Source organism: Burkholderia sp. AU44665 (assembly GCF_030504405.1).
Classification (GTDB): domain Bacteria; phylum Pseudomonadota; class Gammaproteobacteria; order Burkholderiales; family Burkholderiaceae; genus Burkholderia; species Burkholderia semiarida.
Genome location: NZ_JAUJRI010000002.1, coordinates 495,362 through 509,351, shown reverse-complemented (window position 1 = coordinate 509,351; position 13,990 = coordinate 495,362). Strand labels below are relative to the sequence as shown.

At 66.2% G+C, this 13,990-nt stretch carries 15 protein-coding genes; 5 read left to right on the top strand and 10 right to left on the bottom strand.

Annotated elements, in window-relative coordinates; translation table 11 throughout:
• Positions 1-6 precede the first annotated feature (6 nt).
• From QZM15_RS07515 to QZM15_RS07500, 4 genes are all read left to right on the top strand, one after another.
• Positions 7-459 carry a thioredoxin family protein gene (locus QZM15_RS07515; RefSeq protein ID WP_302106127.1) on the top strand — a complete coding sequence of 151 codons (453 nt, stop codon included), beginning with the start codon at positions 7-9 and terminating at the stop codon, positions 457-459.
• A gap of 148 nt (positions 460-607) precedes the next feature.
• Positions 608-2,560, top strand: coding sequence for a molecular chaperone DnaK (gene dnaK / locus QZM15_RS07510; RefSeq protein ID WP_059574284.1), 1,953 nt, complete (start codon positions 608-610; stop codon positions 2,558-2,560).
• A 267-nt stretch (positions 2,561-2,827) separates the two neighbouring features.
• The gene (gene dnaJ / locus QZM15_RS07505) at positions 2,828-3,964 is read left to right on the top strand and encodes a molecular chaperone DnaJ (RefSeq protein ID WP_006476837.1); all 1,137 of its coding nucleotides are present in this window, start codon (positions 2,828-2,830) and stop codon (positions 3,962-3,964) included.
• Positions 3,965-3,969: 5 nt separating this feature from the next.
• Positions 3,970-5,952 carry a bifunctional anthranilate synthase component I family protein/class IV aminotransferase gene (locus tag QZM15_RS07500; protein ID WP_302106126.1) on the top strand — a complete coding sequence of 661 codons (1,983 nt, stop codon included), beginning with the start codon at positions 3,970-3,972 and terminating at the stop codon, positions 5,950-5,952.
• Positions 5,953-5,957: 5 nt separating this feature from the next.
• On the opposite strand, the gene QZM15_RS07495 is transcribed toward QZM15_RS07500, so the two are convergent.
• From QZM15_RS07495 to hda, 10 genes are all read right to left on the bottom strand, one after another.
• The gene (locus QZM15_RS07495; protein ID WP_319001239.1) at positions 5,958-6,479 is read right to left on the bottom strand and encodes an STY0301 family protein; all 522 of its coding nucleotides are present in this window, start codon (positions 6,477-6,479) and stop codon (positions 5,958-5,960) included.
• Positions 6,404-6,577: a BPSL0067 family protein gene (locus QZM15_RS07490; RefSeq protein WP_226224193.1), complete on the bottom strand. Its 174-nt coding sequence runs from the start codon at positions 6,575-6,577 to the stop codon at positions 6,404-6,406. Before QZM15_RS07490 ends, QZM15_RS07495 begins: the two co-directional genes overlap by 76 nt.
• Before the next feature lie 23 nt (positions 6,578-6,600).
• Positions 6,601-7,047, bottom strand: a complete 447-nt coding sequence (locus QZM15_RS07485) for an STY0301 family protein (RefSeq protein ID WP_302106125.1) — start codon at positions 7,045-7,047, stop codon at positions 6,601-6,603.
• Positions 7,044-7,424 (bottom strand): BPSL0067 family protein, encoded by a 381-nt coding sequence (locus QZM15_RS07480; RefSeq protein ID WP_059642133.1) that lies wholly within the window; start codon positions 7,422-7,424, stop codon positions 7,044-7,046. Before QZM15_RS07480 ends, QZM15_RS07485 begins: the two co-directional genes overlap by 4 nt.
• Positions 7,425-7,582: 158 nt before the next feature.
• Positions 7,583-8,398, bottom strand: a complete 816-nt coding sequence (panB, locus tag QZM15_RS07475) for a 3-methyl-2-oxobutanoate hydroxymethyltransferase (protein ID WP_059642131.1) — start codon at positions 8,396-8,398, stop codon at positions 7,583-7,585.
• Between the two features lie 43 nt (positions 8,399-8,441).
• Positions 8,442-9,128 (bottom strand): deoxynucleoside kinase, encoded by a 687-nt coding sequence (locus QZM15_RS07470; protein ID WP_059642128.1) that lies wholly within the window; start codon positions 9,126-9,128, stop codon positions 8,442-8,444.
• Positions 9,125-9,667, bottom strand: a complete 543-nt coding sequence (gene folK, locus QZM15_RS07465; protein WP_302106124.1) for a 2-amino-4-hydroxy-6-hydroxymethyldihydropteridine diphosphokinase — start codon at positions 9,665-9,667, stop codon at positions 9,125-9,127. Before folK ends, QZM15_RS07470 begins: the two co-directional genes overlap by 4 nt.
• 35 nt (positions 9,668-9,702) lie before the next feature.
• Positions 9,703-11,244, bottom strand: a complete 1,542-nt coding sequence (gene pcnB / locus QZM15_RS07460; RefSeq protein ID WP_059642124.1) for a polynucleotide adenylyltransferase PcnB — start codon at positions 11,242-11,244, stop codon at positions 9,703-9,705.
• Positions 11,245-11,249: 5 nt separating this feature from the next.
• Positions 11,250-11,927 (bottom strand): HAD family phosphatase, encoded by a 678-nt coding sequence (locus tag QZM15_RS07455; RefSeq protein ID WP_011656045.1) that lies wholly within the window; start codon positions 11,925-11,927, stop codon positions 11,250-11,252.
• A gap of 11 nt (positions 11,928-11,938) precedes the next feature.
• Positions 11,939-12,673: a DnaA regulatory inactivator Hda gene (hda, locus tag QZM15_RS07450; RefSeq protein ID WP_221622686.1), complete on the bottom strand. Its 735-nt coding sequence runs from the start codon at positions 12,671-12,673 to the stop codon at positions 11,939-11,941.
• A 253-nt stretch (positions 12,674-12,926) separates the two neighbouring features.
• On the opposite strand from hda, the gene purM reads away from it, so the two are divergent.
• Positions 12,927-13,982 (top strand): phosphoribosylformylglycinamidine cyclo-ligase, encoded by a 1,056-nt coding sequence (gene purM, locus QZM15_RS07445; RefSeq protein WP_089464562.1) that lies wholly within the window; start codon positions 12,927-12,929, stop codon positions 13,980-13,982.
• Positions 13,983-13,990: the final 8 nt, after the last annotated feature.

Sequence of the window (13,990 nt, the reverse complement as noted above, 5' to 3'; positions counted from 1 at the left end):
GCCGACATGGTGCCCGCCGGCGTCGATCCGGCCGCGTTCGACGCGTTCGACATGCAGGCGCTCGACGCCGGCACGTTCGACGCGGCCGTCGACGGCGCGGGCGATGCGCTGGCCGTGGTGTTCTTCTGGGGTGTCGACTGCTTCAACTGCGAAATCGCGAAGAAGGCGATGCTCGCCCAGCCCGACGCGATCCGCGCGCTGGGCCTGAAGTGGTTCCATTGCAACGTGTACGAGCACCATCAGCTGGGGCGCCGCTTCGGGCTGCACGGCGTGCCGACGTGGTTCTTCTTCCATCGCGGCAAGCGGCTGGGCCGCGCGACGGGCTGGCATGGCCTCGCGCAGTTCCAGGCAGCCGTCGCGGCGGCACGCGGGAAGATTGCCGCGGCGGCCGGTGCCGCGGCGGCCGGTGCGCCGTCCGGCGAGGGCGGCCCGCACGATCCGCTGGCCGGCGGCGATTGAAAAAATTTAATATCCGCATCGCTCGTCGGGTCTTGAAAACGGATCGGGCGGACGCATTTCGGGAACAGAGTTGAATTCTGGCGTGCGAAACCGCCCAAAAACGTGGCGTTTCGCGCAGCAAACAAGCATTTCTGGAGATTAGGAAAAAATGGGAAAGATCATCGGTATTGACCTCGGCACCACGAACTCGTGCGTCGCCATCATGGAAGGCAACCAGGTCAAGGTCATCGAGAACTCGGAAGGCGCTCGCACCACGCCGTCGATCATCGCGTACATGGACGACAACGAAGTGCTCGTCGGCGCGCCGGCCAAGCGCCAGTCGGTGACCAACCCGAAGAACACGCTGTTCGCGGTGAAGCGCCTGATCGGCCGCCGCTTCGAAGAGAAGGAAGTCCAGAAGGACATCGGCCTGATGCCGTATGCGATCATCAAGGCCGACAACGGCGACGCATGGGTCGAAGCGCACGGCGAAAAGCTCGCGCCGCCGCAGGTGTCGGCCGAAGTGCTGCGCAAGATGAAGAAGACGGCCGAAGACTACCTCGGCGAGCCGGTCACGGAAGCCGTGATCACGGTGCCGGCGTACTTCAACGACAGCCAGCGCCAGGCGACCAAGGACGCCGGCCGCATCGCGGGCCTCGAAGTCAAGCGGATCATCAACGAGCCGACCGCGGCCGCGCTCGCGTTCGGCCTCGACAAGGCCGAGAAGGGCGACCGCAAGATCGCCGTGTATGACCTCGGCGGCGGCACGTTCGACGTGTCGATCATCGAGATCGCGGACGTCGACGGCGAAATGCAGTTCGAAGTGCTGTCGACCAACGGCGACACGTTCCTCGGCGGCGAAGACTTCGACCAGCGCATCATCGATTACATCATCGGCGAGTTCAAGAAGGAGCAGGGCGTCGACCTGTCGAAGGACGTGCTCGCGCTGCAGCGCCTGAAGGAAGCCGCCGAAAAGGCGAAGATCGAGCTGTCGTCGAGCCAGCAGACCGAAATCAACCTGCCGTACATCACGGCGGACGCGTCGGGCCCGAAGCACTTGAACCTGAAGATCACCCGCGCGAAGCTGGAAGCGCTGGTGGAAGACCTCGTCGAGCGCACGATCGAACCGTGCCGCATCGCGATCAAGGACGCAGGCGTCAAGGTGTCGGACATCGACGACGTGATCCTGGTCGGCGGCCAGACCCGCATGCCGAAGGTGCAGGAGAAGGTGAAGGAGTTCTTCGGCAAGGACCCGCGCCGTGACGTGAACCCGGACGAAGCCGTCGCGGTTGGCGCGGCGATCCAGGGCCAGGTGCTGTCGGGCGACCGCAAGGACGTGCTGCTGCTCGACGTGACCCCGCTGTCGCTCGGTATCGAGACGCTCGGCGGCGTGATGACGAAGATGATCAACAAGAACACGACGATCCCGACGAAGCACGCCCAGGTGTATTCGACGGCGGACGACAACCAGTCGGCCGTGACGATCAAGGTGTTCCAGGGCGAACGCGAAATGGCTGCGGGCAACAAGCTGCTCGGCGAGTTCAACCTCGAAGGCATTCCGCCGGCCCCGCGCGGCGTGCCGCAGATCGAAGTGACCTTCGACATCGACGCGAACGGCATCCTGCACGTCGGCGCGAAGGACAAGGCGACCGGCAAGGAAAACAAGATCACGATCAAGGCGAACTCGGGCCTGTCCGAGGCTGAAATCGATCAGATGATCAAGGACGCGGAAGCGAACGCAGCGGAAGACCACAAGCTGCGCGAGCTGGCCGATTCGCGCAACCAGGGCGACGCGCTGGTTCACAGCACGAAGAAGGCGCTGACCGAGTACGGCGACAAGCTGGACGCGGGCGAGAAGGAAGCGATCGAAGCGGCGCTGAAGTCGCTCGAGGACGTGCTGAAGGACACGTCGGCCGACAAGGCCGCGATCGACGCGAAGGTCGAGGAGCTCGGCAAGGTCTCGCAGAAGCTCGGCGAGAAGATGTACGCCGACATGCAGGCCCAGCAGGCAGGTGCGGCCGGCGCGGCCGGTGCGGCGGAAGGCGCGGCCCACGCGGGCGGTGCGCAACAGGCTGCCGACGACGTCGTCGACGCCGAGTTCAAGGAAGTGAAGAAGGACTAAGCCAGGTTGCAATGGCACCGCATGCCGCGCGCGCGAAAACGCGCGCGGCGCGACTGACCAGCGGCTGAAAAGCGGTCTGTCTTTCCTTCCGGATGGCCGGATCGACTCCACGCCTGGCGGGCCTTGCGGCCCTCCGGGCACATTTGTTTTTTGGCGGGTGCTGCGCGAGCCGTCCGCGGACGGTGCAGCGCCAGACGAGTCGAGAGACTTTACTGCGGGCGAAAGGAGCCGCCGCGTGCGCGATGCGTGGCGGCACAGTGAATCGATATGGCGAAACGGGATTACTACGAGGTTCTGGGCGTCGCGAAGAATGCGAGCGACGACGAAATCAAGAAGGCATATCGCAAGCTTGCGATGAAGTATCACCCTGACCGCAATCCGGACAGCAAGGATGCGGAAGAGCATTTCAAGGAGGCGAAGGAGGCCTATGAAATGCTGTCGGATGGCCAGAAGCGGGCCGCGTACGACCAGTACGGCCACGCGGGCGTCGATCCGAACATGGGCGGTGCGGGCGCGCAGGGCTTCGGCGGCTTCGCGGATGCGTTCGGCGACATCTTCGGCGACATCTTCGGCCAGGCCGCGGGCGGTGCCGCGCGCGGCGGCCGCGGCGGCCCGCAGGTGTATCGCGGCGCCGACTTGCGCTACAGCATGGAAATCACGCTCGAGCAGGCCGCGCACGGCTACGACACGCAGATCCGCGTGCCGAGCTGGGTGTCGTGCGAAGTCTGCCACGGCTCGGGTGCGAAGCCCGGCACGAAGCCGGAAACCTGCCCGACCTGTCACGGCCAGGGCACGGTGCGCATGTCGCAGGGCTTCTTCAGCATCCAGCAGACCTGCCCGAAGTGTCATGGCACCGGCACCTACATCCCCGAGCCGTGCGCGCATTGCCACGGGTCGGGCAAGGTGAAGGAAACCAAGACGCTCGAAGTGAAGATTCCGGCCGGGATCGACGACGGGATGCGGATCCGCTCGGCCGGCAACGGCGAGCCGGGCATCAACGGCGGGCCGCCGGGCGACCTGTACGTCGAGATCCACATCAAGCCGCACTCGGTGTTCGAGCGCGACGGCGACGATCTCCATTGCCAGATGCCGATTCCGTTCACGACCGCCGCACTCGGCGGCGAGATCGAGGTGCCGACGCTGGCCGGCCGTGCATCGTTCCCGGTGCCGGAAGGCACGCAGTCGGGCAAGACGTTCCGCCTGCGCGGCAAGGGCATCAAGGGGCTGCGTTCGAGCATCGCGGGCGATCTGTACGTGCACGTGCAGGTCGAGACGCCCGTGAAGCTGACCGACCAGCAGCGCGACCTGCTCAAGCAGTTCGAGAAGTCGCTGGCCGAAGGCGGCGCGCGTCACAGCCCGCAGAGCAAGAGCTGGTTCGACCGGGTGAAGAGCTTCTTCGAGTAACGGGCATGACTGAAGGCAACGAGAGCGCGTCGTTCGCGCTCTTGGACGATTGCGACTCGACCGCGTCCGCGCGGTCGAGTCGTTTGTATTCGGGCTTCGTGCGCGAACGCGTGTGCACGGACCCGGCGCAGCTCGACGCCATCGATGCGGCGCTCGCGCGGGATCTGCGCGACGGGCTGCATGCGGTCGTCGTCGGCGATTACGAATTCGGACGCAACCTGCAAAAGGCGCAGCCGGGCGATGCCCCGCTGCGCTTTTTGCTGTATGCGCGCTGCGAGCGGCTGTCGCGCGACGAAGTCGACGCGTGGCTCGCACAGCAGGATGGCGGCGGCCCGCCGTCGATCGCCGGTGTCGCGCACGTCGCGAAGAGCGTGTCGCGCGACGCGTTCGACGCGGCGATCGGCGCGGTGCAGGACGCGCTGCGCGCAGGCGATTCGTATCAGGTCAACTACACGTACCGGCTGAATTTCGACGTGTTCGGCACGCCGCTCGCGCTGTACCGGCGGCTGCGCGCGCGCCAGCCCGTGCGGTACGGCGCGCTGATCGCGCTGCCCGGCGGCGCGTGGGTCGTATCGTGCTCGCCCGAGCTGTTCGTCGAGAAGCAGGGCGACGTGCTGCGCGCGCGGCCGATGAAGGGCACCGCGCCGCGTTCGGCCGATCCGCGCGACGATGCGGCGGCCGCCGCGTTCCTCGCGAGCGATCCGAAGAACCGCGCGGAAAACGTGATGATCGTCGACCTGCTGCGCAACGACGTGTCGAGGATCGCACGCACGGGCAGCGTCAAGGTGCCGGCGCTGTTCTCCGTCGAGCCGTATGCGTCGGTGTGGCAGATGACGTCGACGGTCGAAGCCGGCTGGCGCGACGGCACGACGTTCGCGCAGATGCTGCGCGCGCTGTTTCCGTGCGGGTCGATCACCGGTGCGCCGAAGTACAAGACGATGGAATTGATCGACGCGATCGAGTCGACGCCGCGCGGGCTCTATACGGGCGCGATCGGGTGGCTCGATGCGCCGCGGGACGGCGCCGTGGAGGACGCCGCGAAAGACGTTCCGTCGGCGAGCCACGGCGCCGCGCGACAGGTTGACGGCGCCGGTGCGTCGCCGGGCCGTGCGGCGTCCTGCGGCGATTTCTGCCTGTCGGTCGCGATCCGGACGCTGACGCTCGATGCGGCTGGCGTCGATAATGACGCGGACGGCACGGGCATCGCCGCGGCCGGCCGGCGGCGCGGCACGATGGGCGTCGGCGCGGGCATCGTGCTCGACAGCGTCGCGGCCGACGAATATGCGGAGTGCGAATTGAAAGCGCGATTCCTGACCGATGCCGACCCCGGCTTCCAGCTATTTGAAACCGCCGCCGCGACGCGCGCGGACGGCATCCGGCATCTGGAGCGCCATCTCGCGCGGCTGCAGCGCAGTGCCGATGCGTTCGGCTTCCGCTTCGACGCCGACACGCTGCATCGCGAGATCGATGCACGCTGCGCGGCGCTCGACGGTGACAGTCCATACCGGATGAAGCTCGCGCTCGCGAAGGACGGCGCGGTCGACATCACGGCCGCACCGCTGAAGGCGCTGCCCACCGGGCCGGTTAGCGTGATGCTCGCGTCCGAGCACGGCTTTGCGCCGACCTGCGCGAGCGACGCGCTGCTGCTGCACAAGACCACGCGCCGTGCCGAATACGACCGCGCGTGGCAGGCGGCCGAAGCACTCGGCGGATTCGACATGCTGTTCGTCAACGAGCGCGGCGAGGTGACGGAAGGCGGGCGCTCGAACCTGTTCGTGAAGCTCGACGGGCAATGGGTGACGCCGCCGCTGGCTTCCGGCGTGCTGCCGGGCGTGATGCGCGGCGTGCTGCTGGACGATCCGGCGCTAAACGCAACGGAGCGCGCGCTGACGCTCGACGATGTGCTGAACGCAGACGAATTGATGATCTGCAATGCGTTGCGCGGGCCGATGACGGCGCGGCTGATTCGCGACTGCGCATCGGCCTGAACGGATTACTTTCGTGGCGTACATTGCCAGGTTTGTACGATGGCGTGCCCTCGTTTATAGCGCGCGACGCAAGTTTGCGCATGTTTGCCGAGTGGCCGTGCGATCACGACGCTCGTATTGCCGTAGTCACACGAGACCCAGTAGTCTTCACGGGCTTCGGCCAGCGACCAGGTGTACACATCGCTTTTGGGCTCGGTGCGCGAGCGATTGGGCAGCAATGACATTATCCGGTCCGGCGGCCCCGACCAGAAGGTGACACCGGCAAGCGGATAGGTGCGTTGCGTGTCGAAGTTTTTCCAGCCATCGGGTGGTTGACCGTCGAGCTGCTGGGTGACGGCAATGCGTGCGGGGCAATCTGACGTGGCAGCGGACACCGGTAAGGCAGTGAGCGAACTGAATGCGAACGCGGTAATGGTGAGCAGCCGGTACGGCGTTTGGCGGATGAACGTCATCATTTCACCACCGAAAATGCATCGGCATTGTTGCTCGGATCGATGTAACGGCCATTTTTGTCCTTGCCCTTGAATGGAATACATCGTCTCTTGATTGCCGTGCGAATATGGGACGCGTATGGAATTGCGATGTGTACGACGCGTGATAGATGTTCTCGAGCGGGCGTCGACATTGTCTTCACCTTCCGCTGCACCCTCACACGCAGTGCCAGTCGATCATCTTCGGCGGCGTCCGCTTCGCGTCGTAGCGGACCGTGCAGGTTCGCGCGGCAGTGCCCAGCGGACGGGCAATGATCGCGGCCGTGTCGAAATACTCGCAACTCACCCAGTAATCGGTTTCGGCTTCCGCGAGTGGCCACGTGTTGATGAGCATATCGCGCCGTTTGACGCCGCTCGATGGGGCGAGCATGGCGAGTTGATCGGGCGGCCCGGACCAAAACGACACGCCGATCAGCGGATGTGCCTTCTGTGAATCGTAAGGGCGCCAGCCGTCGGGCGCGGGACCGTTGACCGTCTGTGAAACCGCCAGGCGGGCCGGACACTGAACAGGCGCCGAAGTGGCGTACGCCGACGAGATGCAACTAGCTGTCAGCAACGCGGCGAGCGCCGCATTGGCTGGAACACAGGCGAGTGCCATCGTCATCGCACCACCGAGAACGCATCGGCGTTGTTGCTCGGATCGATATAGCGACCGTTTCTGTCCTTGCCCTGGAACCGGATGTGCCGTTTCCGGATTTTCGACAGACTGCGCCATTGTTCGATGACGTAGATGCCTTTCGAATCCTGACTCAGATAGAACGCCGCATGGTTGCCGTACGACCTGTTCCGATATTGTTCGCTTTCGAAGGTCGCGATGACCGTGCCCGGACGAATGGTCGAATCGCCCTTTACCGTCTTTTCCGGTCGCCAGCCCGAGGTCGCGCCCACTTTGGTATGGACCTTCACGAGCGCAACGCACTCACCATCGCCTTGTAGTGGTTCGCCGGCCAATTCGGCTGCGCGTTCGTATACGTGGGACATTTCGCCTCCGTGGAATGATGGAAGCGCAATGGTCTCCGCAACGAAGGCCTACGGATATAGGACGTGTTTGAAAATGCAGTGCTGCCAAATCGAACGACGGGTGTCGTCGAGCAGGTGGCGGCCTTTGCCTTCGCATCGAGCCGCCATCTCGTCCGAAATCAGAACGAATGCTCCGGGCCCGGGAACGTGCCGTCCTTCACGGCGCGCACGTACGCTTCGACGGCCGCCTGAATGTTCGGCTGCCCCTGCATGAAATCCTTAACGAAACGCGGCCGCTTGCCGGGGAACACGCCGAGCATGTCGTGCAGCACGAGCACCTGCCCCGAGCAGTCGACGCCCGCGCCGATGCCGATCGTCGGAATCTTCAGCATGTGCGTGACTTCGGCCGCGACGAGCGTCGGCACGGCTTCGAGCACGACGAGCTGCGCGCCGGCATCCTCGATCGCGCGCGCGTCGCGCAGCAGTTGCGCGGCGCCGGCTTCCGTCTTGCCCTGGACCTTGAAGCCGCCGAACGCATGCACCGATTGCGGCGTGAGTCCGAGGTGCGCGCACACGGGCACCGAGCGCTCGACGAGGAAGCGGATCGTATCGGCGAGCCATTCGCCGCCTTCGAGCTTCACCATCTGCGCGCCCGCGCGCATCAGCTTGACCGCGTTCGCGAACGCGTCGGCCGGCGTTCCGTACGTGCCGAACGGCAGATCGGCGACGACCAGCGCGCGCGGTTGAGCCCGCGCGACACACGCGGTGTGGTACGCGATGTCGTCGGGCGACACGGGCAGCGTGGTCGTGTGGCCCTGCAGCACGTTGCCGAGCGAATCGCCGATCAGCAGCACGTCGGTGCCGGCGCGATCGAGCAGCGCGGAAAAGCTCGCGTCGTAGCAGGTCAGCATCGCGATCTTCTCGCCGGCGTCGCGCATTGCCTGCAGCTTGGGTACCGTCACGGCAGGCCGGCTCGATTCCTGGAGATAGGTCATGGGAAATCCGGGTCGGTGGGGAAGAACGACGGGCGATGACGCGTCAGCGCGTCGTCTCGCCCTTGACGAAGAATTCCTTGCGGCCGCGCATCGTCTCGATGCGCTCGACCAGCAGGGCAAGGTCTTCGGGGGAATCCAGCGGGTTCAGGTGCTCGGCTGCGACCGTCAGCACCGGCGTGCGGTCGTAGTGGTAGAAGAATTCGTTGTACGCGTCGACGAGCGAGCGCAGGTACGCATCGCTGATCTGCAGCTCCATCGGCAGCCCGCGCTTCTGGATGCGCGAGAACAGCACTTCGGGGCTGGCCTGCAGATAGACGACGAGGTCGGGCGACGGCGCCTGCGGCACGTCGACGTGCGTGGCGACCGAGCGATACAGTTGCCATTCGTCTTCCGGCAGGTTCAGCCGCGCGAAGATGTCGTTCTTCTGCGGCATGAAATCGGCGATGACCGGGCGGCCGGTGTCGAGCGCGCCGATCAGCTCGCGCGCCTGCTGCGCGCGCTGCAGCGCGAACGACAACTGGACGGGCAGCGCGTAGCGCGCGGTGTCGCGGTAGAAGCGTTCGAGGAACGGGTTGTCCTGCGGGCGCTCGAGCAGCGCCTGCATCGACCAGCGCTCGCCGAGCAGGCGCGCGAGCGTCGTCTTGCCGACGCCGATCGGGCCTTCGATCACGAGATAGCGGTGCGGGGCGCGCAGGTCGGGCGCGGTGACGGTCAGCGGAGTCGAGTTCATCGGCAGCGGGTCTTGTCGGCGTCTGCGCTGGCCGCGAGCGCTTTCTGCATCGGGCACTGGCAGGTCTGCACCTTTTCGACGCGCTGATCGGCGACGGCGGCGAGAAAGGCGTCGGCACGGCCGCGCGCGGGGATGTCGAGCGCCGGCTCGATCTCGACGAGCGGCACGAGCGCGAACGCGCGGTCGGTAAGGCGCGGGTGGGGGATGATCAGGTCGGGTTCGTCGATCGAATCGGCGCCGAACAGCAGGATGTCGAGGTCGAGCGTGCGCGGCGCATTGCGATACGGACGCTCGCGGCCGAAGTGATGCTCGATCTTCTGGCAAAGCGCGAGCAGCTCACGGGCCGACAGCGTCGTGTCGAGCTTGACGACGCAGTTGTAGTAGTCGTCGCCGCCCGCTTCGAACGGCGCCGTGCGATACAGGCTCGATTTGCCGAGGATCGAGATGGTGCGCTGCTGCGCGAGGCACACCACCGCGTCCTTCAAGGTCTGGCGCGCATCGCCGAGATTCGCCCCCAGTCCGATATATGCAACCGTCATGGCATCACTTCCTACGTCGTTCGCCGGCGGGCGCGTCAGTCGTCGGACCCGCCCGCGGTATCCGGCGCCTGCTCGGCGGCACCTTCACCCGGCTTGCGGTTTCGCGCACCGCCGCGGCGGCGCCGCTTGCGGGGCGATTTTTCCTTCGAGCCGCCCTGCGTGAGCAATGCCTCGCGAGCGGCCGCGTCGCCTTCGATGAAATCCGTCCACCACTGTCCGACTTCCGCATCGAGCTCGCCGGATTCGCAGCGTAACAGGAGGAAATCATACCCCGCTCTAAACCTTTGGTGTTCCAGCAGCCGCATCGCGCTGCGGCCCGAGCGTTTCTCGAGGCGCAGTTGCAGGCCCCAGATCTCGCGCATGTCGGCCGAGTAGCGCTTGTGGATCGCGAGTTTCTCGGTCTGCATGTCGAGCACGTCGTCCATCGCGCGATGCAGCGCCGGCACCGGGATTTCGCCCTCGGCCGTGTATTGCTCGAAGCGCTGGCGCATGTCGTGCCACAGCAGCGTCGCGAACAGGAAGCCCGGCGACACCGGCTTGCCGGCGCGCACGCGCGCGTCGGTGTTGTTCAGCGCGAGCGTGATGAACTTCTCGCCCTGCGGCTGTTCGAGCACGACGTCGAGCAGCGGCAGCAGCCCGTGATGCAGGCCTTCCTTGCGCAGCTTCTTCAGGCACGCGAGCGCATGGCCCGACAGCAGCAGCTTCAGCATTTCGTCGAACAGGCGTGCGGCCGGCACGTTGTTGATCAGGTCGGCGAGCGCGTGGATCGGCTCGCGCGTATGCGGCTCGATCTCGAAATCGAGCTTCGCCGCGAAGCGCACGACGCGCAGCATCCGCACCGGATCCTCGCGAAAGCGCGTGGCCGGATCGCCGATCATCCGCAGCAGGCGGGCGCGTACGTCGGCCATCCCGTCGTGGTAGTCGAGCACCGTCTGCGTCGACGGGTCGTAGTACATCGCGTTGATCGTGAAGTCGCGGCGCGCGGCGTCCTCGTGCTGCTCGCCCCACACGTTGTCGCGCAGTACGCGGCCGCTCGCGTCGACCGCGTGCGTGCGGCGATCGAGTTCGTCGCGCTTCAGGCGCCTCGGCGGCTCGGCCGCAGCCGCGGCCGCCTCGGGCGGCGCGTCGACCAGCGCGCGGAACGTCGACACCTCGATCAGCTCCTGGCCGAACTGCACGTGCACGATCTGGAAGCGGCGGCCGATCAGGCGCGCGCGGCGGAACAGGCGCTGCACCTCGGTCGGCGTCGCGTCGGTCGCGACGTCGAAGTCCTTCGGCGCGATGCCGAGCAGCAGGTCGCGCACCGCACCGCCGACGATGAATGCGCGAAAGCCCGCCTGCTGCAGCGTGTCGGTCACGCGCACCGCGTTCTTCGAGATCAGCGCCGGGTTGATGCCGTGCACGCTGGCCGGCACGACGGTCGGCTCATGGTTGCTGCGCGGTTTCTTCGCGCCGCCGCGGGCGCCCTTCGGGGCGCGCGGGGCGGCTGGGGCCGCTTCGTCGGCCGGGGCCGCGGCGGGAGGCGTTTGCTCGGTTTCGTCCTGGCCGAGCAGCTTGCGGATGAATTTTTTGATCACGACGTTCAGAAGAGATCGAGGATACGCCAGCCGCGGTTGCTTGCATGCGCGCGCAGCGTGTCGTCAGGGTTGGTCGCGATCGGGTCGGTGACTTTCTCGAGCAGCGGGATGTCGTTGTGCGAGTCGCTGTAGAAGTAGCTATGTTCGAAGTCGTCCCAGTGCTTGCCGAGCGATGCGAGCCATGCTTCGGTGCGCACGATCTTGCCTTCGCGATAGCTCGGCGTGCCGGTCGGCCGGCCCGTGTACGGCGAGTCGGGATGCCCGTCGGTCGTTTCGACCTCGCACGCGATCAGCGTGTCGACGCCGAACGCGGTCGCGATCGGACGCGTGATGAATTCGTTGGTGGCCGTCACGACGCAGCACAGGTCGCCGGCATCGACGTGCTTGCGCACGAGTTCGAGCGCGGCGGGCGTCATCGCGGGGCGGATCACCTCGTGCATGTACTGCTCGTGCCATTCGGCCAGTTGCGCGCGCGAATACTTCGCGAGCGGCGTGAGCATCGCGCACAGGTACGCGTGGATGTCGAGCTTGCCGGCCTTGTAGTCGGCGAAGAACTGGTCGTTCTGACGCGAGAAGCTTTCCGCGTCGACGATGCCGAGCTTCACCATGAAGCGACCCCATTCGTGGTCGCTATCGGTGGGGATCAGCGTGTGATCGAGGTCAAAGAGTGCCAGATTAGTCATGGAAGCGCATTTTACTCGAAGCGGTTCGGGCCCGTGCCCGGTGGTGTGATGTCGTCGCCGGGACGCGCGAGCATCCGGCGCAGCAGCGGCAGCGTGACCGCGCGTTTCTGCTCGAGCGAGAAGCGGTCGAGCGCGTCGAGCAAGGCCATCAGGCTCGGCATGTCGCGCCGGAAATGGGTCAGCAGGTACGCGGCGATGTCGTCGGTGAGCGCGATCCCGCGCTCCTTCGCCGCGAGCTTGAGCACGGCGATCTTGCCGGCGTCGGACGGCGGCGACAGGTGGAACACGAGCCCCCAGCCGAGGCGCGTGCGCAGATCCTCGCGCACGTCGAGCGCGAGCGGCGCCGCCGGGCCCGCCGCGACGAACGCGCTCGACGGGTGCGCGCGCACTTCGTTGAACAGGTTGAACAGCGCGACCTGCTGCGTGTCGCTCATCCGGTCGCAGTCGTCGATCGCGTAGATGCCGATGCGCGGGTCGAACGTGAACGCGCCGAGCGGGCTCTGCGGGCTCAGGTAGCGCGCATAGCCGTACGACGCATCGCTCACGAGCGCCTGCAGCAGGTGGGTGCGGCCGCTGCCGGGCTCGCCCCAGATATAGAACGACCGGTCCGGCACGGGGCCGGCCGCGAGCGCGAGATCGAGCTTCTGCAGGCGCGTGACGAGCTCGTCGTTCTCGTCGCTCATGATGAAGTTGTCGAACGTGGCGGGCGGCGGCGTGCCGAGATCGAGCGTCAGTTGACGGGACACAGCAGTCACAGTGCGGATCGGTTGAAAAAACGCGTGCCGTACGCCGGGCGCGCGCGCGGGAAGGCGCCTCGGCCGGCTTCACGCGCGACCGTACGCACGGCGGCGCGGCGCGGGCTTCGGCGCGCTTCGCCCGGCGATGAAAACGGGGACGTGTTGACCAAGATGCAATCCCTGACGATTCGGTGCTCGGAATTCCGGCCAACGGGCCGGCTTCGGGTAAAATCGCATTTTACCGACCTTCTCGCATTCCCCCATGAATCCTCCGAAATCCGCTCCCGACGCTCAGGGTCTGTCCTATCGCGACGCAGGTGTCGACATCGACGCCGGCGACGCGCTCATCGACAAGATCAAGCCTTTTGCGAAGAAAACCCTGCGCGACGGCGTGCTCGGCGGCATCGGCGGGTTCGGCGCGCTGTTCGAAGTGCCGAAGAAGTACAAGGAGCCCGTGCTCGTGTCGGGCACCGACGGCGTGGGCACCAAGCTCAAGCTGGCCTTTCATCTGAACAAGCACGACACCGTCGGCCAGGATCTCGTCGCGATGAGCGTGAACGACATCCTCGTGCAGGGCGCCGAGCCGCTGTTCTTCCTCGACTACTTCGCGTGCGGCAAGCTCGACGTCGACACGGCCGCCACCGTCGTCAAGGGCATCGCGCAGGGCTGCGAACTGTCGGGCTGCGCGCTGATCGGCGGTGAAACGGCCGAAATGCCGGGCATGTACCCGGACGGCGAATACGACCTGGCCGGCTTCGCGGTCGGCGCGGTCGAGAAGAGCAAGATCATCGACGGCAGCACGATCGCCGAAGGCGACGTCGTGCTCGGCCTCGCATCGAGCGGTATTCACTCGAACGGCTTCTCGCTCGTGCGCAAGATCATCGAGCGCGCGAACCCGGATCTGTCCGCCGATTTCCACGGCCGCTCGCTCGCCGACGCGCTGATGGCGCCGACGCGCATCTACGTGAAGCCGCTGCTCGCGCTGATGCAGAAGCTGACGGTGAAGGGCATGGCGCACATCACCGGCGGCGGCCTTGTCGAGAACATTCCGCGCGTGCTGCGCGAAGGTCTCACCGCGGAGCTCGACCAGAAGGCATGGCCGCTGCCGCCGCTGTTCAAGTGGCTGCAGGAGCACGGCGGCGTCGCCGATGCGGAAATGCACCGCGTGTTCAACTGCGGGATCGGCATGGCCGTGATCGTCTCGGCGGCCGATGCCGACGCAGCGCTCGCCGACCTGACGGCCGCCGGCGAACAGGTGTGGAAGATCGGCACCGTGCGTGCGACCCGCGAAGGCGAGGCGCAGACGGTCGTGGTCTGACGCATTGC

What these genes read in the sequence shown, in the direction of transcription:
- QZM15_RS07515 (WP_302106127.1), top strand. Translation starts at nt 7, where the DNA reads ATGGTGCCCGCCGGCGTCGATCCGGCCGCGTTCGACGCGTTCGACATG.
- QZM15_RS07500 (WP_302106126.1), top strand. Translation starts at nt 3,970, where the DNA reads ATGACTGAAGGCAACGAGAGCGCGTCGTTCGCGCTCTTGGACGATTGC.
- QZM15_RS07480 (WP_059642133.1), bottom strand. Translation starts at nt 7,424, where the DNA reads ATGTCCCACGTATACGAACGCGCAGCCGAATTGGCCGGCGAACCACTA.
- panB (WP_059642131.1), bottom strand. Translation starts at nt 8,398, where the DNA reads ATGACCTATCTCCAGGAATCGAGCCGGCCTGCCGTGACGGTACCCAAG.
- folK (WP_302106124.1), bottom strand. Translation starts at nt 9,667, where the DNA reads ATGACGGTTGCATATATCGGACTGGGGGCGAATCTCGGCGATGCGCGC.
- QZM15_RS07470 (WP_059642128.1), bottom strand. Translation starts at nt 9,128, where the DNA reads ATGAACTCGACTCCGCTGACCGTCACCGCGCCCGACCTGCGCGCCCCG.
- dnaJ (WP_006476837.1), top strand. Translation starts at nt 2,828, where the DNA reads ATGGCGAAACGGGATTACTACGAGGTTCTGGGCGTCGCGAAGAATGCG.
- purM (WP_089464562.1), top strand. Translation starts at nt 12,927, where the DNA reads ATGAATCCTCCGAAATCCGCTCCCGACGCTCAGGGTCTGTCCTATCGC.
- QZM15_RS07455 (WP_011656045.1), bottom strand. Translation starts at nt 11,927, where the DNA reads ATGACTAATCTGGCACTCTTTGACCTCGATCACACGCTGATCCCCACC.
- QZM15_RS07490 (WP_226224193.1), bottom strand. Translation starts at nt 6,577, where the DNA reads ATGTCGACGCCCGCTCGAGAACATCTATCACGCGTCGTACACATCGCA.
- QZM15_RS07485 (WP_302106125.1), bottom strand. Translation starts at nt 7,047, where the DNA reads ATGACGATGGCACTCGCCTGTGTTCCAGCCAATGCGGCGCTCGCCGCG.
- dnaK (WP_059574284.1), top strand. Translation starts at nt 608, where the DNA reads ATGGGAAAGATCATCGGTATTGACCTCGGCACCACGAACTCGTGCGTC.